At 69.7% G+C, this 16,497-nt stretch carries 14 protein-coding genes; 8 read left to right on the forward strand and 6 right to left on the reverse strand.

Annotated features, from left to right (window positions below):
- Nucleotides 1–6: 6 nt before the first annotated feature.
- The 5 genes from LY40_RS09210 to LY40_RS09230 all read right to left on the reverse strand — a co-directional run bounded on the left by LY40_RS09210 (nt 7) and on the right by LY40_RS09230 (nt 4,466).
- Entirely contained in the window at nt 7–363 is a 357-nt protein-coding gene (locus LY40_RS09210) for a cupin domain-containing protein (protein WP_258936549.1), read from the reverse strand.
- Nucleotides 360–1,832 carry a 4-hydroxyphenylacetate 3-hydroxylase family protein gene (locus LY40_RS09215; RefSeq protein ID WP_258936550.1) on the reverse strand — a complete coding sequence of 491 codons (1,473 nt, stop codon included), beginning with the start codon at nt 1,830–1,832 and terminating at the stop codon, nt 360–362. The genes LY40_RS09210 and LY40_RS09215 overlap by 4 nt, the downstream gene beginning before the upstream one ends.
- Nucleotides 1,832–2,509 (reverse strand): DUF2848 family protein, encoded by a 678-nt coding sequence (locus tag LY40_RS09220; protein ID WP_258936551.1) that lies wholly within the window; start codon nt 2,507–2,509, stop codon nt 1,832–1,834. Before LY40_RS09220 ends, LY40_RS09215 begins: the two co-directional genes overlap by 1 nt.
- A 57-nt stretch (nt 2,510–2,566) precedes the next feature.
- On the reverse strand, nt 2,567–3,376 hold the full coding sequence (locus LY40_RS09225) for a nitrilase-related carbon-nitrogen hydrolase (protein WP_258936552.1): 810 nt from the start codon (nt 3,374–3,376) through the stop codon (nt 2,567–2,569).
- Between the two features lie 106 nt (nt 3,377–3,482).
- The gene (locus LY40_RS09230) at nt 3,483–4,466 is read right to left on the reverse strand and encodes an AraC family transcriptional regulator (RefSeq protein ID WP_258936553.1); all 984 of its coding nucleotides are present in this window, start codon (nt 4,464–4,466) and stop codon (nt 3,483–3,485) included.
- Nucleotides 4,467–4,755: 289 nt separating this feature from the next.
- Between LY40_RS09230 and LY40_RS09235 the strand changes: the two genes are divergently transcribed.
- Entirely contained in the window at nt 4,756–4,908 is a 153-nt protein-coding gene (locus LY40_RS09235) for a V-type proton ATPase subunit F family protein (protein WP_183780239.1), read from the forward strand.
- A 127-nt stretch (nt 4,909–5,035) separates the two neighbouring features.
- Here the strand turns inward: LY40_RS09235 and LY40_RS09240 are convergent, their stop codons facing one another.
- Entirely contained in the window at nt 5,036–6,097 is a 1,062-nt protein-coding gene (locus LY40_RS09240; protein WP_258936554.1) for a LacI family DNA-binding transcriptional regulator, read from the reverse strand.
- 132 nt (nt 6,098–6,229) lie between these two features.
- Here LY40_RS09240 and LY40_RS09245 point away from each other — a divergent pair, with 132 nt between their 5' ends.
- The 7 genes from LY40_RS09245 to LY40_RS09275 all read left to right on the forward strand — a co-directional run bounded on the left by LY40_RS09245 (nt 6,230) and on the right by LY40_RS09275 (nt 16,461).
- Nucleotides 6,230–8,296, forward strand: coding sequence for a hydantoinase/oxoprolinase family protein (locus LY40_RS09245; RefSeq protein ID WP_258936555.1), 2,067 nt, complete (start codon nt 6,230–6,232; stop codon nt 8,294–8,296).
- Nucleotides 8,293–9,924 (forward strand): hydantoinase B/oxoprolinase family protein, encoded by a 1,632-nt coding sequence (locus LY40_RS09250; protein WP_258936556.1) that lies wholly within the window; start codon nt 8,293–8,295, stop codon nt 9,922–9,924. The genes LY40_RS09245 and LY40_RS09250 overlap by 4 nt, the downstream gene beginning before the upstream one ends.
- Complete coding sequence (locus LY40_RS26375) at nt 9,921–10,949, forward strand: Gfo/Idh/MocA family protein (RefSeq protein WP_258936557.1); 1,029 nt, start codon at nt 9,921–9,923, stop codon at nt 10,947–10,949. Before LY40_RS09250 ends, LY40_RS26375 begins: the two co-directional genes overlap by 4 nt.
- A gap of 467 nt (nt 10,950–11,416) precedes the next feature.
- Complete coding sequence (locus LY40_RS09260; protein WP_183783501.1) at nt 11,417–12,547, forward strand: TAXI family TRAP transporter solute-binding subunit; 1,131 nt, start codon at nt 11,417–11,419, stop codon at nt 12,545–12,547.
- The gene (locus tag LY40_RS09265) at nt 12,540–14,693 is read left to right on the forward strand and encodes a TRAP transporter permease (RefSeq protein WP_258936558.1); all 2,154 of its coding nucleotides are present in this window, start codon (nt 12,540–12,542) and stop codon (nt 14,691–14,693) included. Before LY40_RS09260 ends, LY40_RS09265 begins: the two co-directional genes overlap by 8 nt.
- Nucleotides 14,690–15,613: a CoA transferase subunit A gene (locus LY40_RS09270; protein ID WP_183783504.1), complete on the forward strand. Its 924-nt coding sequence runs from the start codon at nt 14,690–14,692 to the stop codon at nt 15,611–15,613. The genes LY40_RS09265 and LY40_RS09270 overlap by 4 nt, the downstream gene beginning before the upstream one ends.
- The gene (locus tag LY40_RS09275) at nt 15,610–16,461 is read left to right on the forward strand and encodes a CoA-transferase subunit beta (protein ID WP_183783505.1); all 852 of its coding nucleotides are present in this window, start codon (nt 15,610–15,612) and stop codon (nt 16,459–16,461) included. Before LY40_RS09270 ends, LY40_RS09275 begins: the two co-directional genes overlap by 4 nt.
- Nucleotides 16,462–16,497: the final 36 nt, after the last annotated feature.

A 16,497-nucleotide genomic window follows, 5' to 3' on the forward strand; every position in this document is an offset into this window, starting at 1 on the left:
GGCATCTCACCGCTCCGCCGGCGCCGGGTACCGGACCTCGTAGGTCGTCACGCCCTCCTCGGAGCGCCACGGCCCGTGCGGCATGCCCGGCGGACGGCAGGCGAACTGGCCGGCGTGGAAGGTCTGACCCAGCGTCAGATCGGTGAAGGACCCTTCGATGATGTAGACCTCCTCCCAGAACTCGTGTTTCTGCGCCCCCAACGCAGTCGAGTCGGCACCCGGCTCGTACCGCAGGATCCTGGTGGCGACGCCGGTCGCCGGGTCGGTGGCGAGGATGCGCTCCTTGATCAGCGGATCGTCACCGGGACACAGCGTGTACTCGATGTCGGTGATGTCGGTGAACTCGATCGCGGGCTTGCTCATCGTGTTGCCTCCGTGCCGGTGGTGCTGTAGCTCGCGAGGAAGTCGTTGACCTCGGCGAGCGGCTGGTCGTAGCCGTAGTTGCGGTAGGCGTAGCCCTTCACGACGAAAGGCGCGCCTGCGTAGAAGAGTTCGTACTGCTGGTGCCGGCCGGCGAACTCCGAACCGATGGCGTCCCAGACCAGCTTGAACAACTTGATCCGCTCCTCGGCCGGGGTGCCGGGGCTGCTGACGTAACGATCCATGTGGGCGCGGGTCGTCTCACCCCGCAGCTCCTCGACACTCGCGGGCAGTTGCAGGACGCCACCGCCTGCGAGGTCACGCAGGATGCCGATCACCCGCGGGTGGATCTCGGACTGCAGCCCCATGGCCCCGTACAGCGCACGGGCTCCGGGACGGCACAGCCCCTGCTCGTCGTTGTCGGCGGTGTGTTCGGCGGCGAGCACCCCCGATTCCACGATGGACACCAGGCTGGCCAGCTCGCCCAGCTTCTCCACGACACCGGGGAACTTGTCGACACCGTTGACCTCGGCGACCTTGCGAGCCAGCCCGGCCAGGAAGCGCAGCTTGGTGGCGAAGCGGATCTGGGCCTGCCAGTTCCCGAGAACATGGGCTCCGGTGTCGAAGAACTGCCGGCGGAGACCGGGCACGTCCTTGTAGACGAAGACGTTCTCCCAGGGGATGAAGACCTCGTCGAACACCAGGAGAGCGTCGGTCTCGTCGTAGCGCGACGTGAGCGGGTAGTCGTACTCGCTGCTGGCTCCGGGAGCATAGGGGCGCCGGCAGTACAGCGTCAGCCCTTCGGCGGCGACCGGCACGGTGAAACTGACCGCGAAGTCCTCGTCCTCGGCCTGCAGGGGTTTGATGCAGGAGACCAGGATCTCGTCGGCCACGGCGCCGCCGGTGGCGAGCATCTGCGCGCCCTGCACGACGATCCCGTCGGGCCGTTCCTCCTTCACACCGACCTGGATGAAGTCGCCCTCCCAGGCATGCGCCGTGGTGGCACGGGAGACCTGCGGCGGGATGATCGCGTAGGAGACGTAGAGGTCGTCGGCGACCACGCGGCGATGGAACGCACGGACGTTCTCGGCCAGGTTCTTGCCGGGACCCCGGTTCTCGGCGAATGCCTCGGGGTGGCTGGAGAACGCTGCCAGGAACGCGCCGACGTGGTCGGGCGAACGTCCCACGAAGCCGTGGGTCTCGGTGGCCCACACCTGAGCGGCCTCTCGAAAGGCCGTCAGCTCCCCGGCGTCACGCGGCGGGAGGAAGAGCCGATTGACGGCCCGTCCGGTGGCGGGGTCATCGGTCCGCATGTTGTTGACGGGGTCGGCCGCCAGATCGAAGAGACGTCCGATCGTGTGGGCGATCGGCGCGAAGGCCGGGTGTTCGGCGACGTTCTTGACCGGCTCACCGTCGACGACGACGCGGCGGCCGTCGTCGAGTGCGGCCGGGTAGTCGGTGCTGGTGCGCATCAGTTTTCCCTCACAGAAGTGGTGTAGGTGAATTCGACGGCGGGCTGTCCGGGAACGTGGAGGCGCATCCGCCATTCCCGGCCGAACCGGAACTCGCCGTCGAGGAGCGGCATCGTCCCTCCGAAAAGGACCAGCGGGACGTCGCCGGAGCCGAACGAGTCCCATTCGGCGAGGACCTGGGTGATCGGGAGCAGCTGGGCGAGGGTGCCGTCCTGGTAGAGCTCGCCGTCCAGCCAGCAGGCCGCCGTGATCTCGTCCCACGGCAGCGATTCGGGTTGTGTGCCCAGGTCGATCACGGTGCCGGCCACGGGCTTCGGGCACGCGCCCTTGGAAGCCTTGATGTCGTGACGCTCGAGCGCCCGGTCGGTGTGGTCGCTGCCCACCGTCAGGTAGTAGCGGCCGTCGGTGCGGACGAGGACGGGCTCGACTTCGCCCGAGGTCTGCCTGCCGCCGACCTCGACGGTCTCGTCCACGGTCAGCAGGCCGGTGTCCAGCTCGTAGAAGGCCGGGATGCTGTCCGGCTCGGGGACACCGATGGCTGCGAGCTCCTCGATGTGGTGCCGGACTGCGTCCTGGTTCCGGCCGGTGTAGCCGGCGACGACGAGACGGCCGGGCGTCACGTCGACCGGCTGGCCGTCGACGGTTCGCAGCCGGAGCGAGGTGGCGGTGCGGGCCATGACTCTCCTTGACTGTTGGGGATTCCGTGCTGAATGGGGGATGGCGCCGGTGGGGCGCTACGACGTGGGCACCGGGGCCGGCACGGGCCAGCGCCGGTCCGCGAGTGCGGAGAACTCGGCGCGCGCCTGCCGCGGGAGGGCGGGGTCGACGTCGGCGTAGGTGAAGCCTTCCTCCGTGCCTGCCTCCACCAGGACTTCGCCGGTCGGCGTGACCACTCGGCTGTGACCGCCGAGGACGACGCCGTGCTGCTCGCCGACGGCGTTGCAGGCGATCAGGATGGCCTGCTGTTCGACGGCGCGGACGGAGGTGAACAGTCGCCAGTGCGACAGCCGCGCGGCAGGCCAGGCCGCGCAGACGAGCAGCTGCTCGGCGCCCTCGTCGACGAGGCTGCGGAACAACTCGGGGAATCGCAGGTCGTAGCACGTGGTGATGCCGGCGGTGGGGCCGCCGACGTGTCCCACACCGAGCTGATCGCCGGGGGTGAGCAGCTCGGATTCCCGCGATCCGTAGCCGAACAGGTGCACCTTGCGGTAGGCCGTGACGACAGTCCCGTCGGGGGCGACGACGGCCGAGGTGTTGTGGAGCCGCCCGTCGGCGCCGGCCTCCACGAAGCTGCCGAGATGGACCAGCAGGTCGAACGTGCGGGCCCACGTGCGTGCGGCCGCCAGCGTGGGGCCTTCGAACGGCTCGGCGCGGGCCGCGTACTGCTCGAACGAGAAGTATCCGGCGGTCCACATCTCCGGGAGGACGAGCAGGTCGGTGTCGGCCAACTCGTGCTCGGCGTCGACCATGCCGGTCACCCGGGCGATCCGGTCCTCTACGGATTCCTCGCCCGGACTGGCGAGTTGAAGGAGGGCGATTCGCATGGCCTCACCATCGCGTGATGCAAGGCACACCGATATCGGATGGACGCCGGGCCGTGCTCGGAATCGCGCAGGCGGCCGCTCCGTGGGAAGGGACGCCCGCCGCGGGTCAGCGGCGTGTCGCCAGCAGTTTCGAAGGTGTGGTGCCGTAGCGGCGGCGGAACGCGGTGCCGAACTCGCCGAGGTGGAAGAAGCCGCAGCGATAGGCGACGTCGGTGACCGACAGCCCGGGTGCTCCGGTGGTCAACAGCGCGTGTGCGCGTTCCAGGCGCTGCTCGCGGAGCCATTGCAGCGGTGAGGAACCGACCTCGCGCCGGAACGTCTGCTGCAGGGTTCGGACGCTCGTGCCGCAGGCCTCGGCGACGGCGGTGACGGTCAGTGGTTCGCTCAGCCGGTCCAGCATGAACTCCATGGCCTGGTGGACGCGTGGCGAGTTCGGCCGGCCCTGACCGGCGCCGGTCCTGGACGTCCGGTTGTTCGGCTGCGCGGCGAGCAGCGTTTCGAGAATCAGCTGCTCGAACTGCCACATCAGGCGCGGCCGCTGGTCGGTGATCTCGGAACCGGCCAGGTTCACGGCCGATTCCAACAGGCCGTCGAGCGTGGCCACTCCCGGTGCGAGGGCGAGGTCGAAGTCGACGGGGCCGACGTCGCCGGTCAACGCGGCCGCGGCCGACTCGACGCGCTCGCGGTCGAGCCGGATGACCAGTTGGTCCCAGGTCGGGCCGAAGTCGAAGGCGAACTCCCGGTGCGGGCCGATGATGACGCCGCGGTCGGGCGAAGCGGTGGCGACCTCGTTGCCGTATCGGAACGTGCCGTGGCCGGACAGGGGAAGCGTGAGCAGGTAGTCGTCGAGTGCGCCGTCGCCGGAACTGACGGTGACCTCGGTGCCGTAGCGAAGCCGGTTGACCGACGTGTCCTGCAGCCGGACATGCACCAACCTGGTGGCGAGGTGCGAGCCCGCGCTTTTCACGGTGAGGGAATGAGGACGCAGCGTGCCGGTGCAGACGTCGACCGTCTGCCCGGCATCGCCGGTGTCGTCCAGGATGGCGTGGCCGCGATGTTCCGCGAGTCGCGCCAGCGATGGGGCACTCATCTCATCACCCCATGACAGGTGAGCCGTCTGAGTTCGGGTGCTTCCCCGATCGGGAGCTTCATCCTGTGCGATGTCGTGCGCTGCGTCAACGGTCGGCGACGACGGATAGGGGGCTTCCGGCCGCGCGACGTCCGGGGCCGTGACCCTCGGTGTCGGACCGAGTGCGGTCGGGGTTGATCGCGGTGGGGTAGCAACGGAACGTTCGCCACTGTCCGGGCCGCTCGATCGAGCTTCTGGTGGCCGAGTCGGCGCTGCGCTATCCGGTGGCACCCGCTGTTACGTTCAGCCAATGAAGATCAAGACGTTTTATTCGAGCAACCCCGAGAAGCTGGACAAGAAGGTCAACGAATTCCTGAATGATCCCGCCGTCGAGGTAGTGGACATCCAGCTTTCCAGCAACGTGTTCCTCGCATGGGTCCTGATCCAGTACAACGCCGCGTGAGGAGAACTCGGCGCCGCCCGGGCCAGGTGTCGCCGCCCCCGACAGCGGAGTTGAGCTGGCACCGGGGACAGCGCCTCACGTCGGCTGAGATCGCGGCGTGGGAGAGACCGCTGCCGTGCCGAGGCGCTCAGCGCGGCGACGCCGTGGAGTCTCGTGCGACGAGCTTGGCCTGCAACTGGGCGTGGCGCGCCCGTCCGGGGCCGCCGTCGATCCGGTCGAGCAGTTGCTTGCCTGCGCGTACGCCGAGATCGTAGGTCGGCTGTTCGACGACGGTCAGCCCCGGCCGCACGAGGGTCGTCCACGGCTCGTCGTCGAAGCCGATCAGGGACAGTTCTCGCGGCATGCGCAGCCCGCGGTCCTGGGCAGCCCGGTACGCGCCCGACGCGAGAACGTTGTCGGTGCACAACAGGGCCGTCGGCGGTTCTGCCAGGTCGAGCAGGCCGGTCGTGGCGTCGTAGGCCGACTCGCGGTCGTAGCGCGCGGCGCCGACGAGTGTCTCGTCCGCGGTGATGCCCGCGTCGGCGAGAGCCGAGAAATAGCCCCGCAACCGCACCGCGCTCGGCAGCAGCCCTCGTTTGCGGTTGCCCTTCCTCAGGTGTGCGAGATCGCCGCCGGCCTCGGTGATCACGCCGATGCGCCGGTGTCCCAGCTCGACGAGATGTCCCACGGCCTCGGCGACCGCGTGCTCGTTGTCGATCGTCACGCTGTCGGCATTCGGAACGCCGCTGGCCAGCCGGTCCAGTAAGACGACGGGCACGCCGACGTCGATGGCGCGCGCCAGATGCGCACCCTCGGACGGGAGTGCGGGCGCGACGATGACTCCGTCGACCCGCTTCTCCGACATCACCGCCATGGCACGGCGTTCGGCTTCGACGTCGCCGCCGGTGTTCGACAGCAGGACTTCGAATCCCGCCGGTTGCGTGACGTCCGTGATGCCGCGCAGGGCGGTGGCGAAGAACGGGTTCGACACGTCGCTGACGAGCACGCCCAGGGTCTGTGTGCTCCCGGTGATCATGCTGCGGGCGAGTCCGTTGGTGCGGTACCCGAGCCGCGCGGCGGCGTCGGCGACGCGATCACGGCTGCGCTGGCTCACCTTGCCGTAGCCGCCGAGTGCGCGGCCCGCGGTCGCCGTCGACACGCCCGCTTCGCGTGCCACGTCGATCAGCGAGGGCGCACCACGTTCCGTCATCCCGTGGCACCTCCCGTCGTTCACCGCGAATTTCCCCGGGTGTCTTGACGCATCGTACCCGCATTGAGAAGGTTCTCACCCAACACCCACTGAGAAGGTTCTCACTCAATCCCGACACGACAGGCTCAGTAGATGACACTTCGCATCGGCGTCGATACCGGAGGCACGTTCACCGACGTGTGCGCGTTGGACGAACGCACCGGTCGCATCTCCGTACGCAAGGTTCCCAGTACCCCTGACGACCCCGGCCGCGCGATCGTCGACGGGGTGTCCGGCCTGCTCGACGAGCTGGGTGGCCGGCAGCTGGCCGAGGTCGGCTACTTCGCGCACGGTACGACGGTCGGCACCAACGCCCTGCTCACCGAGGGTGGCGCGCGCACCGGGTTGCTGACCACGGAGGGGTTCCGCGACCTGCTCGAACTCGGGCGCGGCCGCAGGCCCGCGATGTACGACCCGCAGGCCGACAAGCCCGGCGCACTCGTCGGCAGGGACCGGCGGCTCGAGGTCTCCGAGCGCGTCCGCCACGACGGGCGCATCGAACGTGACCTCGATCCGGAGCAGGTCCGGCAGCTCGCGCGGGAACTCGGCGGGCAGGGAGTCGAGGCCGTCGCCGTCTGCTTCCTCTACAGCTTCGTGCATCCCGAGCACGAACGAGAGGTCGAGCGGATCCTGGCCGAGGAGCTGCCAGGGGTGTACGTGTCCATCTCATCGGCGGTGCTGCCCGAGTTCCGCGAGTACGAGCGACTGTCCACTGTGGTGATAAACGCCTATATCGGACCGGTCGTGTCCCGATATCTGGCCCGCCTTCGCGGGAAACTGCGCGAGCTCGGCCTCACGGCGACGCCGCACGTCACGCAGTCCAACGGCGGCATCATCCCGTTCGAGACCGCGGAGCGCACGCCGTCGCGCATGGTCCTGTCCGGCCCGAGCACCGGGGTCGTGGGTGCGGCCGAGCTCGCGGGAGCAGCGGGGTATCCGGACATCATCACCTTCGACGTCGGCGGTACGTCCTCCGACGTGTCGCTGGTGCAGGACGGGGTCCCGAAGGTCACCAACGGCACCGAGATCGACGGCAGGCCCGTGCGGGCACCCATGTTGGACATCCACACGGTCGGTGCCGGTGGCGGGTCGATCGCGTGGATCGATGCGGGCGGCGCGCTGAAGGTCGGCCCTGCCAGCGCGGGAGCCGATCCCGGGCCCGCCTGCTACGGAAGCGGCACCGAGCCGACCGTCACAGACGCGAACGTGGTCCTGCGCGTGCTGAATCCGGAGCACCTGCTCGACGGCGGGTTGGACATCGACGCCGACGCCGCCCGGCGGGCCGTCGAGTCCGTGGCCGAGCCGCTCGGGCTCGACGTGCTCGACGCGGCGGCCGGGATCGTACGGGTGATCACGGCGAACATGGCGAGGGCGATCCGCGTCATCTCCGTCCAGCGCGGCTACGACCCGCGCGACTACGCCCTCGTCCCGTTCGGCGGCGCAGGCCCGCTCCACGCGAGCAGGCTCGCCCGCGAACTCGACATGCCCGCGATCGTGATCCCGGAGACGCCGGGTGCGCAGTGCGCGGCCGGCTTGCTGATGACCGATATCCGCGCCGACTTCCTGCGCACGAACATCATGCGGGTCGAGGAAGGTCGCGAGACGGACGCGGCGGAACGGCTGGCCGAGGTGCTGGACGGGCTCGGGGAGCAGGCGTCGGCGTGGCTCGCCGAGGAGAACGTCCCCGAGGGGCGGAGGAACCTCGAACGCTGGGCCGAACTGCGGTACGCGGGGCAGAACTACGAACTGCCCGTCCGCATTCCCGACGGCGACGTCACGGCGGCGACCATCGACCAGCTGGCCAAGCGGTTCGCCGCCGAGCACGAACGGCTCTACGGCTACGCGGCGCCGGACGAACAGCTGCAGATCGTCACGGTGCGGCTGCGTGCGATCGGCGAGGTCGCCAGGGCGGAGCTGCAGCGTGCGGAGCGGGCCGGGACCGACGCGTCGGCGGCGATCCGCACCACCCGCGAGGTCTATGTGCCGGAGGCCGGCGGTTTCGTCTCCTGCCCGGTGTACGACCGGTCGCGGCTCGAGGCGGGAAACCGGTTCGACGGCCCCGCCGTGATCGAACAGATGGACACCACGACGCTGCTGTTGCCCGGCGACGTGGCTGAAGTCGATGCGCTGCGCAACATCGTCGTGGAGGTGGGACAGTGATCAAGGATCCCGTGCTGATCGAGGTGATCGGGTCGGCGCTCTCGTCCGTTGTGGAGGAGATGAGCGAGACGCTGGTGCGTGCCGCCTACTCCACGAACATCAAGGAGCGCCGCGACTGCACGGCGTCGGTGTTCGACGCCCGCGGCCGGATGCTCGCCCAGGACGAGGGCGGATCGCCGCTGCATCTCGGTTCCCTGATGGGCATCGTCGACGAGATCACGCGACGGTACCCGGCCGACACGATCGCCGAGGGCGACACGTTCATCGGCAACGACCCGTTCCACGGCGGCGGCTCGCATCTGCCGGACATCGTGCTGGTCTCACCCGTGTTCGTCGCCGGCGAGATCATCGGGTGGGTCGCGAATCTGGCCCACCACGCCGACTTCGGCGACCGCGGCCACGCGCACATCTTCCAGGAAGGGCTGCGCATCCCGCCGGTGCGGCTGATGCGCGAGGGCACGATGCAGCAGGACCTGTTCGACCTGATCCTGCTCAACTGCCAGGTCCCACACGAACGGAAGGCCGATCTGCGCGCTCAGATCGCGGCCAACCGGCTGGCGGTGACCCGGTTCTCCGAACTGTCCACACGCTACGGACCGGACACGCTCGTGCGGGCGTCGGAAGCGCTGCTCGACTACACCGAGCGGCGCACCAGAACGGCGATCTCCCGGGTTCCCGACGGGGAGTACACGTTCGCCGACGTGTTCGACTGTCCCGAACTGGATGAGGAACTCGACCTCGGTGTTCACGTCACCGTGCGCGGCGACGAGGTGGATTTCGCCTTCACCGCACCGGATCAGGTGCGGGCGAGCGTGAACGTCGTGTGGACCGGCCTGTACGCCGCCGTGTACTACGCCCTGAAGACGCTCGTCGATCCGGACATCGTGCCGAACGCGGGCCTGCACCGGCCCGTGCGCATCGATGCACCGCGTGGGTCGGTGCTGAACTGCGTGGAGCCCGCGGCCGTCAACGGCAGGAGCGAGACGTGCCAGCGGGTCGTCGACCTCATCCACGGCGCGCTGGCCGACGCCGTGCCCGAAGCTGTCACGGCAGCGAGCAACGGAGCCAACACCGGCGTGCACTTCTCGGGCGTCGACACGCGCACCGGGCGCTACTTCGTCTACCTCGAGACGATCGGCGGCGGCTGCGGCGCCCGGCTCGGCAAGGACGGCCTCGACGGGGTCCAGGTCCACATGACGAACACCAGCAACCTGCCCGTCGAGGCGTTGGAGACCGAATACCCGTTGCTGGTGTCGGAGTACGCGCTCATCGACGACTCCGGCGGGGTCGGCCGGACCCGCGGCGGAATGGGGATCCGGCGCACGGTGCGTGTCGAGGCCGACGACGTGCACTTCTGGCTCGACACGTCCCGGCAGACGTCACAACCGTGGGGACTCGCGGGCGGCGGCCCCGGGGCGAGCGCGGAGGTGGAGCTTTCCGAGGGAGCCCGGCCGGTCATCGCCGGATACACCCGCCTGCAAACCGGCGACGTGGTCTCCGTGCGCACCGCGGGTGCGGGCGGGTACGGACCACCGGGGGAACGGGGTCGCGCGGCAGTGGAACGCGATGTCGCGGAGGGCCGCGTCTCGGCCCGGACCGCGCAGGAGAGTTACGGGGTGGAGCAGTGACAGTACGTACGGCCGTCATCGGTTTCGGCACCGCAGGCCGCATCTTTCATGCGCCGTTTGTGGATCATGACGATGCGTTTTCGTTGGATTTCGTTGTGACCGGGAATGGGGAGCGGGCGCGGGAGGCGCGGGAGTCGTATCCGGGGGTGACGGTGTTGCCGGATGTGGCTGCGTTGCTGGAGCGAGCCTCGGATGTGGATTTGGTGGTGGTCGGGACGCCGCCTGCGTCGCATGCGGACATCGCTGGGCAGGCGTTGGACGCGGGCTTGCACGTCGTCGTCGACAAGCCGTTCGCGACGACGAGCGAGCAGGGCCGGGCGTTGATCGACCGTGCGCGCCGCGCCGGGCGGATCCTGACGGTGTATCAGAACCGCCGGTGGGATGGGGATTTCCTGACGTTGCGGGAGCTGGTCGCCTCCGGTGAGCTGGGCGAGGTCTACAGCTTCGAGTCGCGGTTCGAGTGGTGGAAGCCCGAGGGCGGCCGCGGTTGGAAGGCGAGCGCGGGTGTTACCGAGGGCGGCGGGATTCTGTTCGACCTGGGTACGCATTTGATCGATCAGGCGGTGCGGCTGTTCGGGCCGGTCGAGGATCTGTGGGCTGATGTGACCACGCGGGGATCGGATGCCGCTGATGACGATTCGGTGGTGGTGTTGCGGCACGCGAATGGGACGCGGTCGCGGTTGATCATGTCGGGGGTTGCGCCGTTGCCGGGGCCGCGGTTTCACGTGTCGGGGTCGCGGGCCGGGTTCACGATCTGGGGGTTGGATCCGCAGGAGGATGCGCTGCGTGGGGGTGCCAGGCCGGGCGATGCCGGGCTTGGGGTTCGCGCCGAGGGGCAGTGGGCCACGGTCGGTACGCGGGACGAGTCGCGGCGGGTCGAGCCGCGGCGTGGGGACTACGGCGAGTTCTACCGCCGGCTCGCCGAGGCCATTGCCGGCACGGGCGAGGTGCCGGTCGACCCGCATGAGGCGGTCGAGGTCCTCGAACTCGTCGAACGCGCCCACACCCTCACCACCCAGCACTGAAGCGGCGTAGCCGCCTCTGCAGCCACGCCGGTCGGCCCCGCACATGTGCGGGGCCGACCGGCGTCGTGGCCGGGATTGAGCCGTTCGTGCTGTGGGAGGCGAGTCTGCCGCCGGGAAGCGCTGCCCTGGCTATGCCGTCGGGTCAGGACCCCGGGGGACCGGTGCGATACGTGGTCGGAGTCGCTCCGCGAGCGGAAGACTCGTGGCTCCCGACCGTCTCCCACCACCCAGACGGATGCGTCCCGCGCGGCAGCGCTCGATCAACGCCCCAGGGTGCCCTGGGGGCGTTGGCGGTTGCGGCCGGCGGTGAAGTGGGGAACGAGCCTGATTACGGCCACTGCCGGAAAAATCGACCACAGCACTGACACTGTGCGGGTATCAATCGGGTCGACAAGAAGTATTGGCGTCGAACGTGTGCCGTCCATCACCGTTGCGGGTGGCGCTTCTCCCAACGACGGGACGAATGGATGGACACACGACGTCACACGCCGGCCGCGCTCGTGGCCGCTGCCCTGCTCCTGCTTTCCGGCTGTGGAGGGGGTGAGGATCCGGCGCGCAGTGAGACCCCGATCGACGTGGTGGCGCTGTCCACCTACGGCACGGGGACCGCGACGTTCGCCGACGTGGCAGCCGTCGCGGACGCCGTGACCGCCGCGGAGGGGACCCGGTTCCGAATCATCACCTCCGGCACGGCTATCGGCCGGATGCTGCCGCTCAAGGACGGCCAGACCCAGTTCGCGCGCGTCGGCGACGAGTACATCTTCGGGTTCCGGGCCGAGCACGAGTTCGCCGACGAGGACTGGGGGCCACAGCGGACCCGGGTGGTCTGGGCCCCGACCGCCCCGCACAGCTGGATGGCCAGGGACGGCTCCGGTATCGAGGAGGCCGCCGACCTCGAAGGCAAGCGGGTCCCGCGGGTCACGGCCAACCCCTCGGTCAACCAGAAGACGAAGGCGATGCTCGCCAGCGCCGGGCTGACCTGGGACGACGTCCGTCCGGTCGACATCGGGTACGGCGAGCAGCCCGACGCGCTCAAGGCAGGCAAGCTGGACGTGTTGTTCCAGCAGGTGTACGGCTCCTCGCTGGCGGAACTCGAATCGACCACCCCGGTGCACTGGCTCGAGTTCGACGAGAACGATCCGCGTACGCAGCGGGCCATCGAAGAGAACGTGCCGTCGGTGGAGCTGCGTTCGTTCACCGGGGCGCCGGGCCAGGAGGAGGGCGGCTCGAACACCGGCTTCTGGTACGCGGTGCCGGTCATCACGTATGCCGACACCTCCGACGTGGTCGCCTCCCAGCTGGCGCGATCCATTGTGGATAGCTACGACAAGTACCGGGACGCGACCTCGACCACGGATCTGTGGTCGACCGACGACGCGATGATCGCGCCGGTGGAGGTGCCGTTCCACCCTGGCCTGGTCGAGGTCCTCGAGCAGGAGGGCGTGTGGACCGCCGAGGCCCAGCAGCGGCAGGACGAACTGCTGGCACAGGAGAAGCAGCTCCGCCGCGGCTGGCAGCAGGTGAAGGAGTCGGAGAACCTCCGCCGGGACTGGGCGGCCTGGAAGAAGCAGCACCTCGAGGAGGCCGGCGATGAATGACGTGATCGACGAACGTTCGGCCGACGACCACCGGGACGGCCCGGCCGACGGGCAGCACGGCCCGGTGGTGACGGCCGCGGAGACGGCGCGGCTCACCGGCGGGCAACGGTTCTGGGCGGGGGCGGCCGTGACGCTGACCATCGCCGGGGTGCTGATCGTTCTGAACCAGGTCTTCTTCTGGAACCCCGGCGGTTTCACGCTGCTGCTGAACGCTTTCCTGTACGTCGTACTGGCGTGCTTCCTGTCGCAGGTCTTCATTCTCGTCAGGGCGCGCAAGTCCGCCGACCGGTCCCGGTTCTCGGTGCCCTGGTACGACGCCGTCCTCGCCGTGGTCTGTGTCGTGACCAACCTGTACTTCGCGGTGCACGCCGAGGACATCTCGCTGGAAGGCTGGGACTACGCCGCGCCGCCGCTCGCGGTCGCCGGGTCGTTCGTGCTGTGGTTGCTGGTACTGGAGGCGTTGCGGCGCACTGCGGGACTCGTCGTGACGATCATCGCGGGCGCGTTCTCGCTGTACCCGCTGATCGCGGAGCAGATGCCGATCGGGTTCCTGCAGGGCGTGCCGTTCCCCATCGAACGTGCGGCCACGGTTCACGCGCTGGGGCCGGACTCGATCCTCGGACTGCCGCTGCAGACCGCGGGAGCGATCCTGATCGGCTTCCTGGTGTTCGGGGTCGTGCTGCAGCGCACCGGCGGTGCGGAGTTCTTCATCGACCTCGCGCGCAGCGTGTTCGGTCACGCTCGGGGCGGTTCCGCCAAGGTCGCGGTGACGAGCTCGGCGTCCATGGGCATGATGAGCGGGTCGGCGGTGTCCAATGTGCTCACCACGGGTCCGATGACGATTCCCGCGATGAAGCGGGCGGGCTATCCCGGCACGTACGCTGCCGGTATCGAAGCGACCGCAGCCACCGGCGGATCGATCACCCCGCCCATCATGGGCACGGCGGCCTTCCTGATGGTCTCGTTCCTCGGCATCCCGTACTCCGAGGTGGCACTGGCGGCGGCAGCGCCGGCGTTGCTCTACTACGTCGGCGTCTTCACCCAGGTCGACGCCTACGCCGCCCGCACCGGCATGCGCGGCGAACCGCGGTCACGCCTGCCGAAGGCTCTGGCGACGCTGCGGACGGGCTGGCCGTATCTGCTGGCGCTGGGCGCGCTCATCCTGCTGCTGGTGTGGCAGCGCGACGAGGCGCAGGCCCCGTTCATGGCGGCGGCGCTGCTGCTGGCGATCGCTGTGGTGCGGCCGCGGCACCGGCTCGGGGCCCGCGGTCTGCTCGCCGTCGTCGTCGATTCGGGACGGTCGATCGCCGAGATCGTCGGCATCATCGCCGGTGTCGGACTGATCGTCGGCGCGCTGTCGATGTCCGGGGCGTCGCTGTCGCTGGCCCGCGAACTCGTCGCGGCCGTCGGCGACAACGTGCTGCTGATCCTCATCGCCGGTGCGGTCACGTGTTTCGTGCTGGGCATGGGGATGACGGTGTCGGCGGTGTACGTCTTCCTTGCGATCGTGATGGCGCCCGCGCTCATCGAACTCGGGGTGAACCCGGTCGCCGCGCATCTGTTCGTCATCTACTGGGCGGCGGCCTCCTACATCACGCCACCGGTCGCGCTCGCCGCGTTCGCGGCGGCGGGCATCGCCCGCAGCTCGCCGATGGCCACGGCGGTCACGGCGATGCGATTGGGCGCCGCGAAGTACATCGTGCCGTTCTGCTTCGCGCTCAACCCGGCACTGGTCGCGCAGGACGACGTCGGATCCGTGCTGCAGGCCGTCGGGCTGGCGATCGTCGGTGTCTTCGCGATGGGTGCCGCGTTCGAGGGATACGCACCGCTGGTGGAGGTCCGGATGCCGGGGTGGGCGCGCGCGGTCGCGCTCGCCGGGGGCGTCGCACTGCTGCTGCCGGAGACGGTGTCGTCGATGGCGGGCCTGGTCGTGGTGGTCGCACTGCTGGCGGGGCTCCGGTTGTTCGGCCACCACGCCGGGCCGCCGGAGCGTCGCGGCGATGACGCGGCTGCCGCTGACGCGGTCGCCGCTGCCGCGGCGGGGTCCGGCGAGGCCCTGCAGGGTGAGTCACTGCGGGACGAGTCACTGCCGGACGGCGCCGGGTCAGGCGAGCGGCGTGAGGGTGATCCGGAGGTGCGCACGTGACCGGCTCGAAGGTGACGACGCTGACCGAGGCGGTCGCCGCACACGTGCGGGACGGCATGACCGTGGCGCTGGAGGGCTTCGGCCATTTGATCCCGTTCGCGGCGGGGCACGAGATCATCCGGCAGCGCAGGCGTGACCTGACGATGTGCCGGATGACGCCGGACATCCTCACCGACCAGCTCCTGGTCGCCGGTTGCGTGAGCAGGCTCGTGGCGTCGTTCTTCGCCAGCGGTTCGGCGGGCTCGCTGTACGAGATCCGGCGCCGGGTCGAACAGCACGATCCGGCGCCGTTGGAGACGGAGGAGTACTCGCACTACGGCATGTACTGCCGGTACGAGGCCGGTGCGAAACGACTGCCGTTCCAGCCGCTGCTGTCCTATGTGGGCAGTGACCTGCCCGCGCTCAATCCCCGCATCCGGTCGGTGGAGAGTCCGTACGGCGAGGGCAGGGTGTACGTCGTGCCGCCGCTCAACCCCGACGTGACGATCGTGCACGCCCAGCGGGCCGATGCGAGCGGCAACACGCAGCTGTGGGGCATCACCGGAGCGCAGGCGCCCGCGGCGTACGCCGCCTCCGCCGTGATCGTGACGGTCGAGGAGATCGTCGCGCCGGAGGTGGTCCGCGCCGATCCGAACCGCACTCTGATCCCCGCACACGCGGTGGACGCGGTCGTCGAGGTGCCGGGCGGGGCGCACCCCTCGTACGCACAGGGCTGCTACGACCGGGACAGCGCCTTCTACCGGGAGTGGACGCCGATCAGTCGGGACAGGGAGGCGGCGCTCGCGTGGATCGACGAGTGGATTCACGGCACCGCCGATCACGCGGGCTATCTCGCCAAGCTCGGGCAGCAGCGCTGGGACGGGCTGCGGGTCGCGCCGGCCCCTTCCGGTTCGGTCTCCTACGGACGGAGGAAGGAATGACGGCAGACTCTTCCCGGCACGGCAGTGGACCGTCCACTGCGGAACGGTCGTCGGCCGGGCGACCCGTTGCGGACGTGGCCGATGTTCCGCCGCACAGCGCGGAGTTCCTCGCCACGGTCGCCGCGCGCGAACTCGCCGGTCGCCACCGGGTGTTCGCCGGGGTGGGCCTCCCGACGCTGGCCGTCGACCTGGCCAAACGCACCGTCAACCCGGGAGTGGAACTCGTCTACGAGTCCGGCGTCGTCGGTGCGCATCCGGAGGCGATGGCCGAGGGGATCGCCGACTCGGTGCTGGTGTCGGGGTCCGAGGCGATGCTGAGCATGGACGCGCTGTTCGGCTATGTGCTGCAGGGCGGGTACGTCGACGTCGGGTTCCTCGGCGCTGCACAGGTCGACCGGGTCGGCAACATCAACACCTCCGTCATCGGCGACTGGAGGCGGCCTGAGGTGCGGCTGCCCGGATCGGGCGGTGCGAGCGACATCATGGCTTCCGCCCGCGAGATCGTGGTCGTGCTGCGCCGCCACGATCCGCACGCGCTGCCCGCGGACGTGGACTTCTGCACCTCGCCGAGTCCGGTCAGGGCGCGGCGGCAGGAGGGGTTCCACCAGCCGGAAGGTGCGGGCGTCACCACGGTCATCACGCCGCTCGGCATTCTGCGCAGGCCCGACCGCTACGGCGAACTCGAGCTCGCGGCGGTTCATCCGGGTGTAACGGTGGCCGAGGCGGCCGAGAACACCGGCTGGGACCTGCGCGTACGCGCGGACGTGGCCGAGACGCCGCGGCCCCGCGCCGAGGACGTCCGCCTGCTGCGGGAGGAGATCGACACGGTGCGGCTGTATCTGCGGTGAGCCGGTCGGTGGCGACGACGTGTCGACCGCCACCGG

Origin of the sequence: Prauserella salsuginis (assembly GCF_024648885.1) — a bacterium.
Taxonomy (GTDB): domain Bacteria; phylum Actinomycetota; class Actinomycetes; order Mycobacteriales; family Pseudonocardiaceae; genus Prauserella; species Prauserella salsuginis.

What these genes read in the sequence shown, in the direction of transcription:
- LY40_RS09210 (WP_258936549.1), bottom strand. Translation starts at nt 363, where the DNA reads ATGAGCAAGCCCGCGATCGAGTTCACCGACATCACCGACATCGAGTAC.
- LY40_RS09215 (WP_258936550.1), bottom strand. Translation starts at nt 1,832, where the DNA reads ATGCGCACCAGCACCGACTACCCGGCCGCACTCGACGACGGCCGCCGC.
- LY40_RS09220 (WP_258936551.1), bottom strand. Translation starts at nt 2,509, where the DNA reads ATGGCCCGCACCGCCACCTCGCTCCGGCTGCGAACCGTCGACGGCCAG.
- LY40_RS09225 (WP_258936552.1), bottom strand. Translation starts at nt 3,376, where the DNA reads ATGCGAATCGCCCTCCTTCAACTCGCCAGTCCGGGCGAGGAATCCGTA.
- LY40_RS09230 (WP_258936553.1), bottom strand. Translation starts at nt 4,466, where the DNA reads ATGAGTGCCCCATCGCTGGCGCGACTCGCGGAACATCGCGGCCACGCC.
- LY40_RS09235 (WP_183780239.1), top strand. Translation starts at nt 4,756, where the DNA reads ATGAAGATCAAGACGTTTTATTCGAGCAACCCCGAGAAGCTGGACAAG.
- LY40_RS09240 (WP_258936554.1), bottom strand. Translation starts at nt 6,097, where the DNA reads ATGACGGAACGTGGTGCGCCCTCGCTGATCGACGTGGCACGCGAAGCG.
- LY40_RS09245 (WP_258936555.1), top strand. Translation starts at nt 6,230, where the DNA reads ATGACACTTCGCATCGGCGTCGATACCGGAGGCACGTTCACCGACGTG.
- LY40_RS09260 (WP_183783501.1), top strand. Translation starts at nt 11,417, where the DNA reads ATGGACACACGACGTCACACGCCGGCCGCGCTCGTGGCCGCTGCCCTG.
- LY40_RS09265 (WP_258936558.1), top strand. Translation starts at nt 12,540, where the DNA reads ATGAATGACGTGATCGACGAACGTTCGGCCGACGACCACCGGGACGGC.
- LY40_RS09275 (WP_183783505.1), top strand. Translation starts at nt 15,610, where the DNA reads ATGACGGCAGACTCTTCCCGGCACGGCAGTGGACCGTCCACTGCGGAA.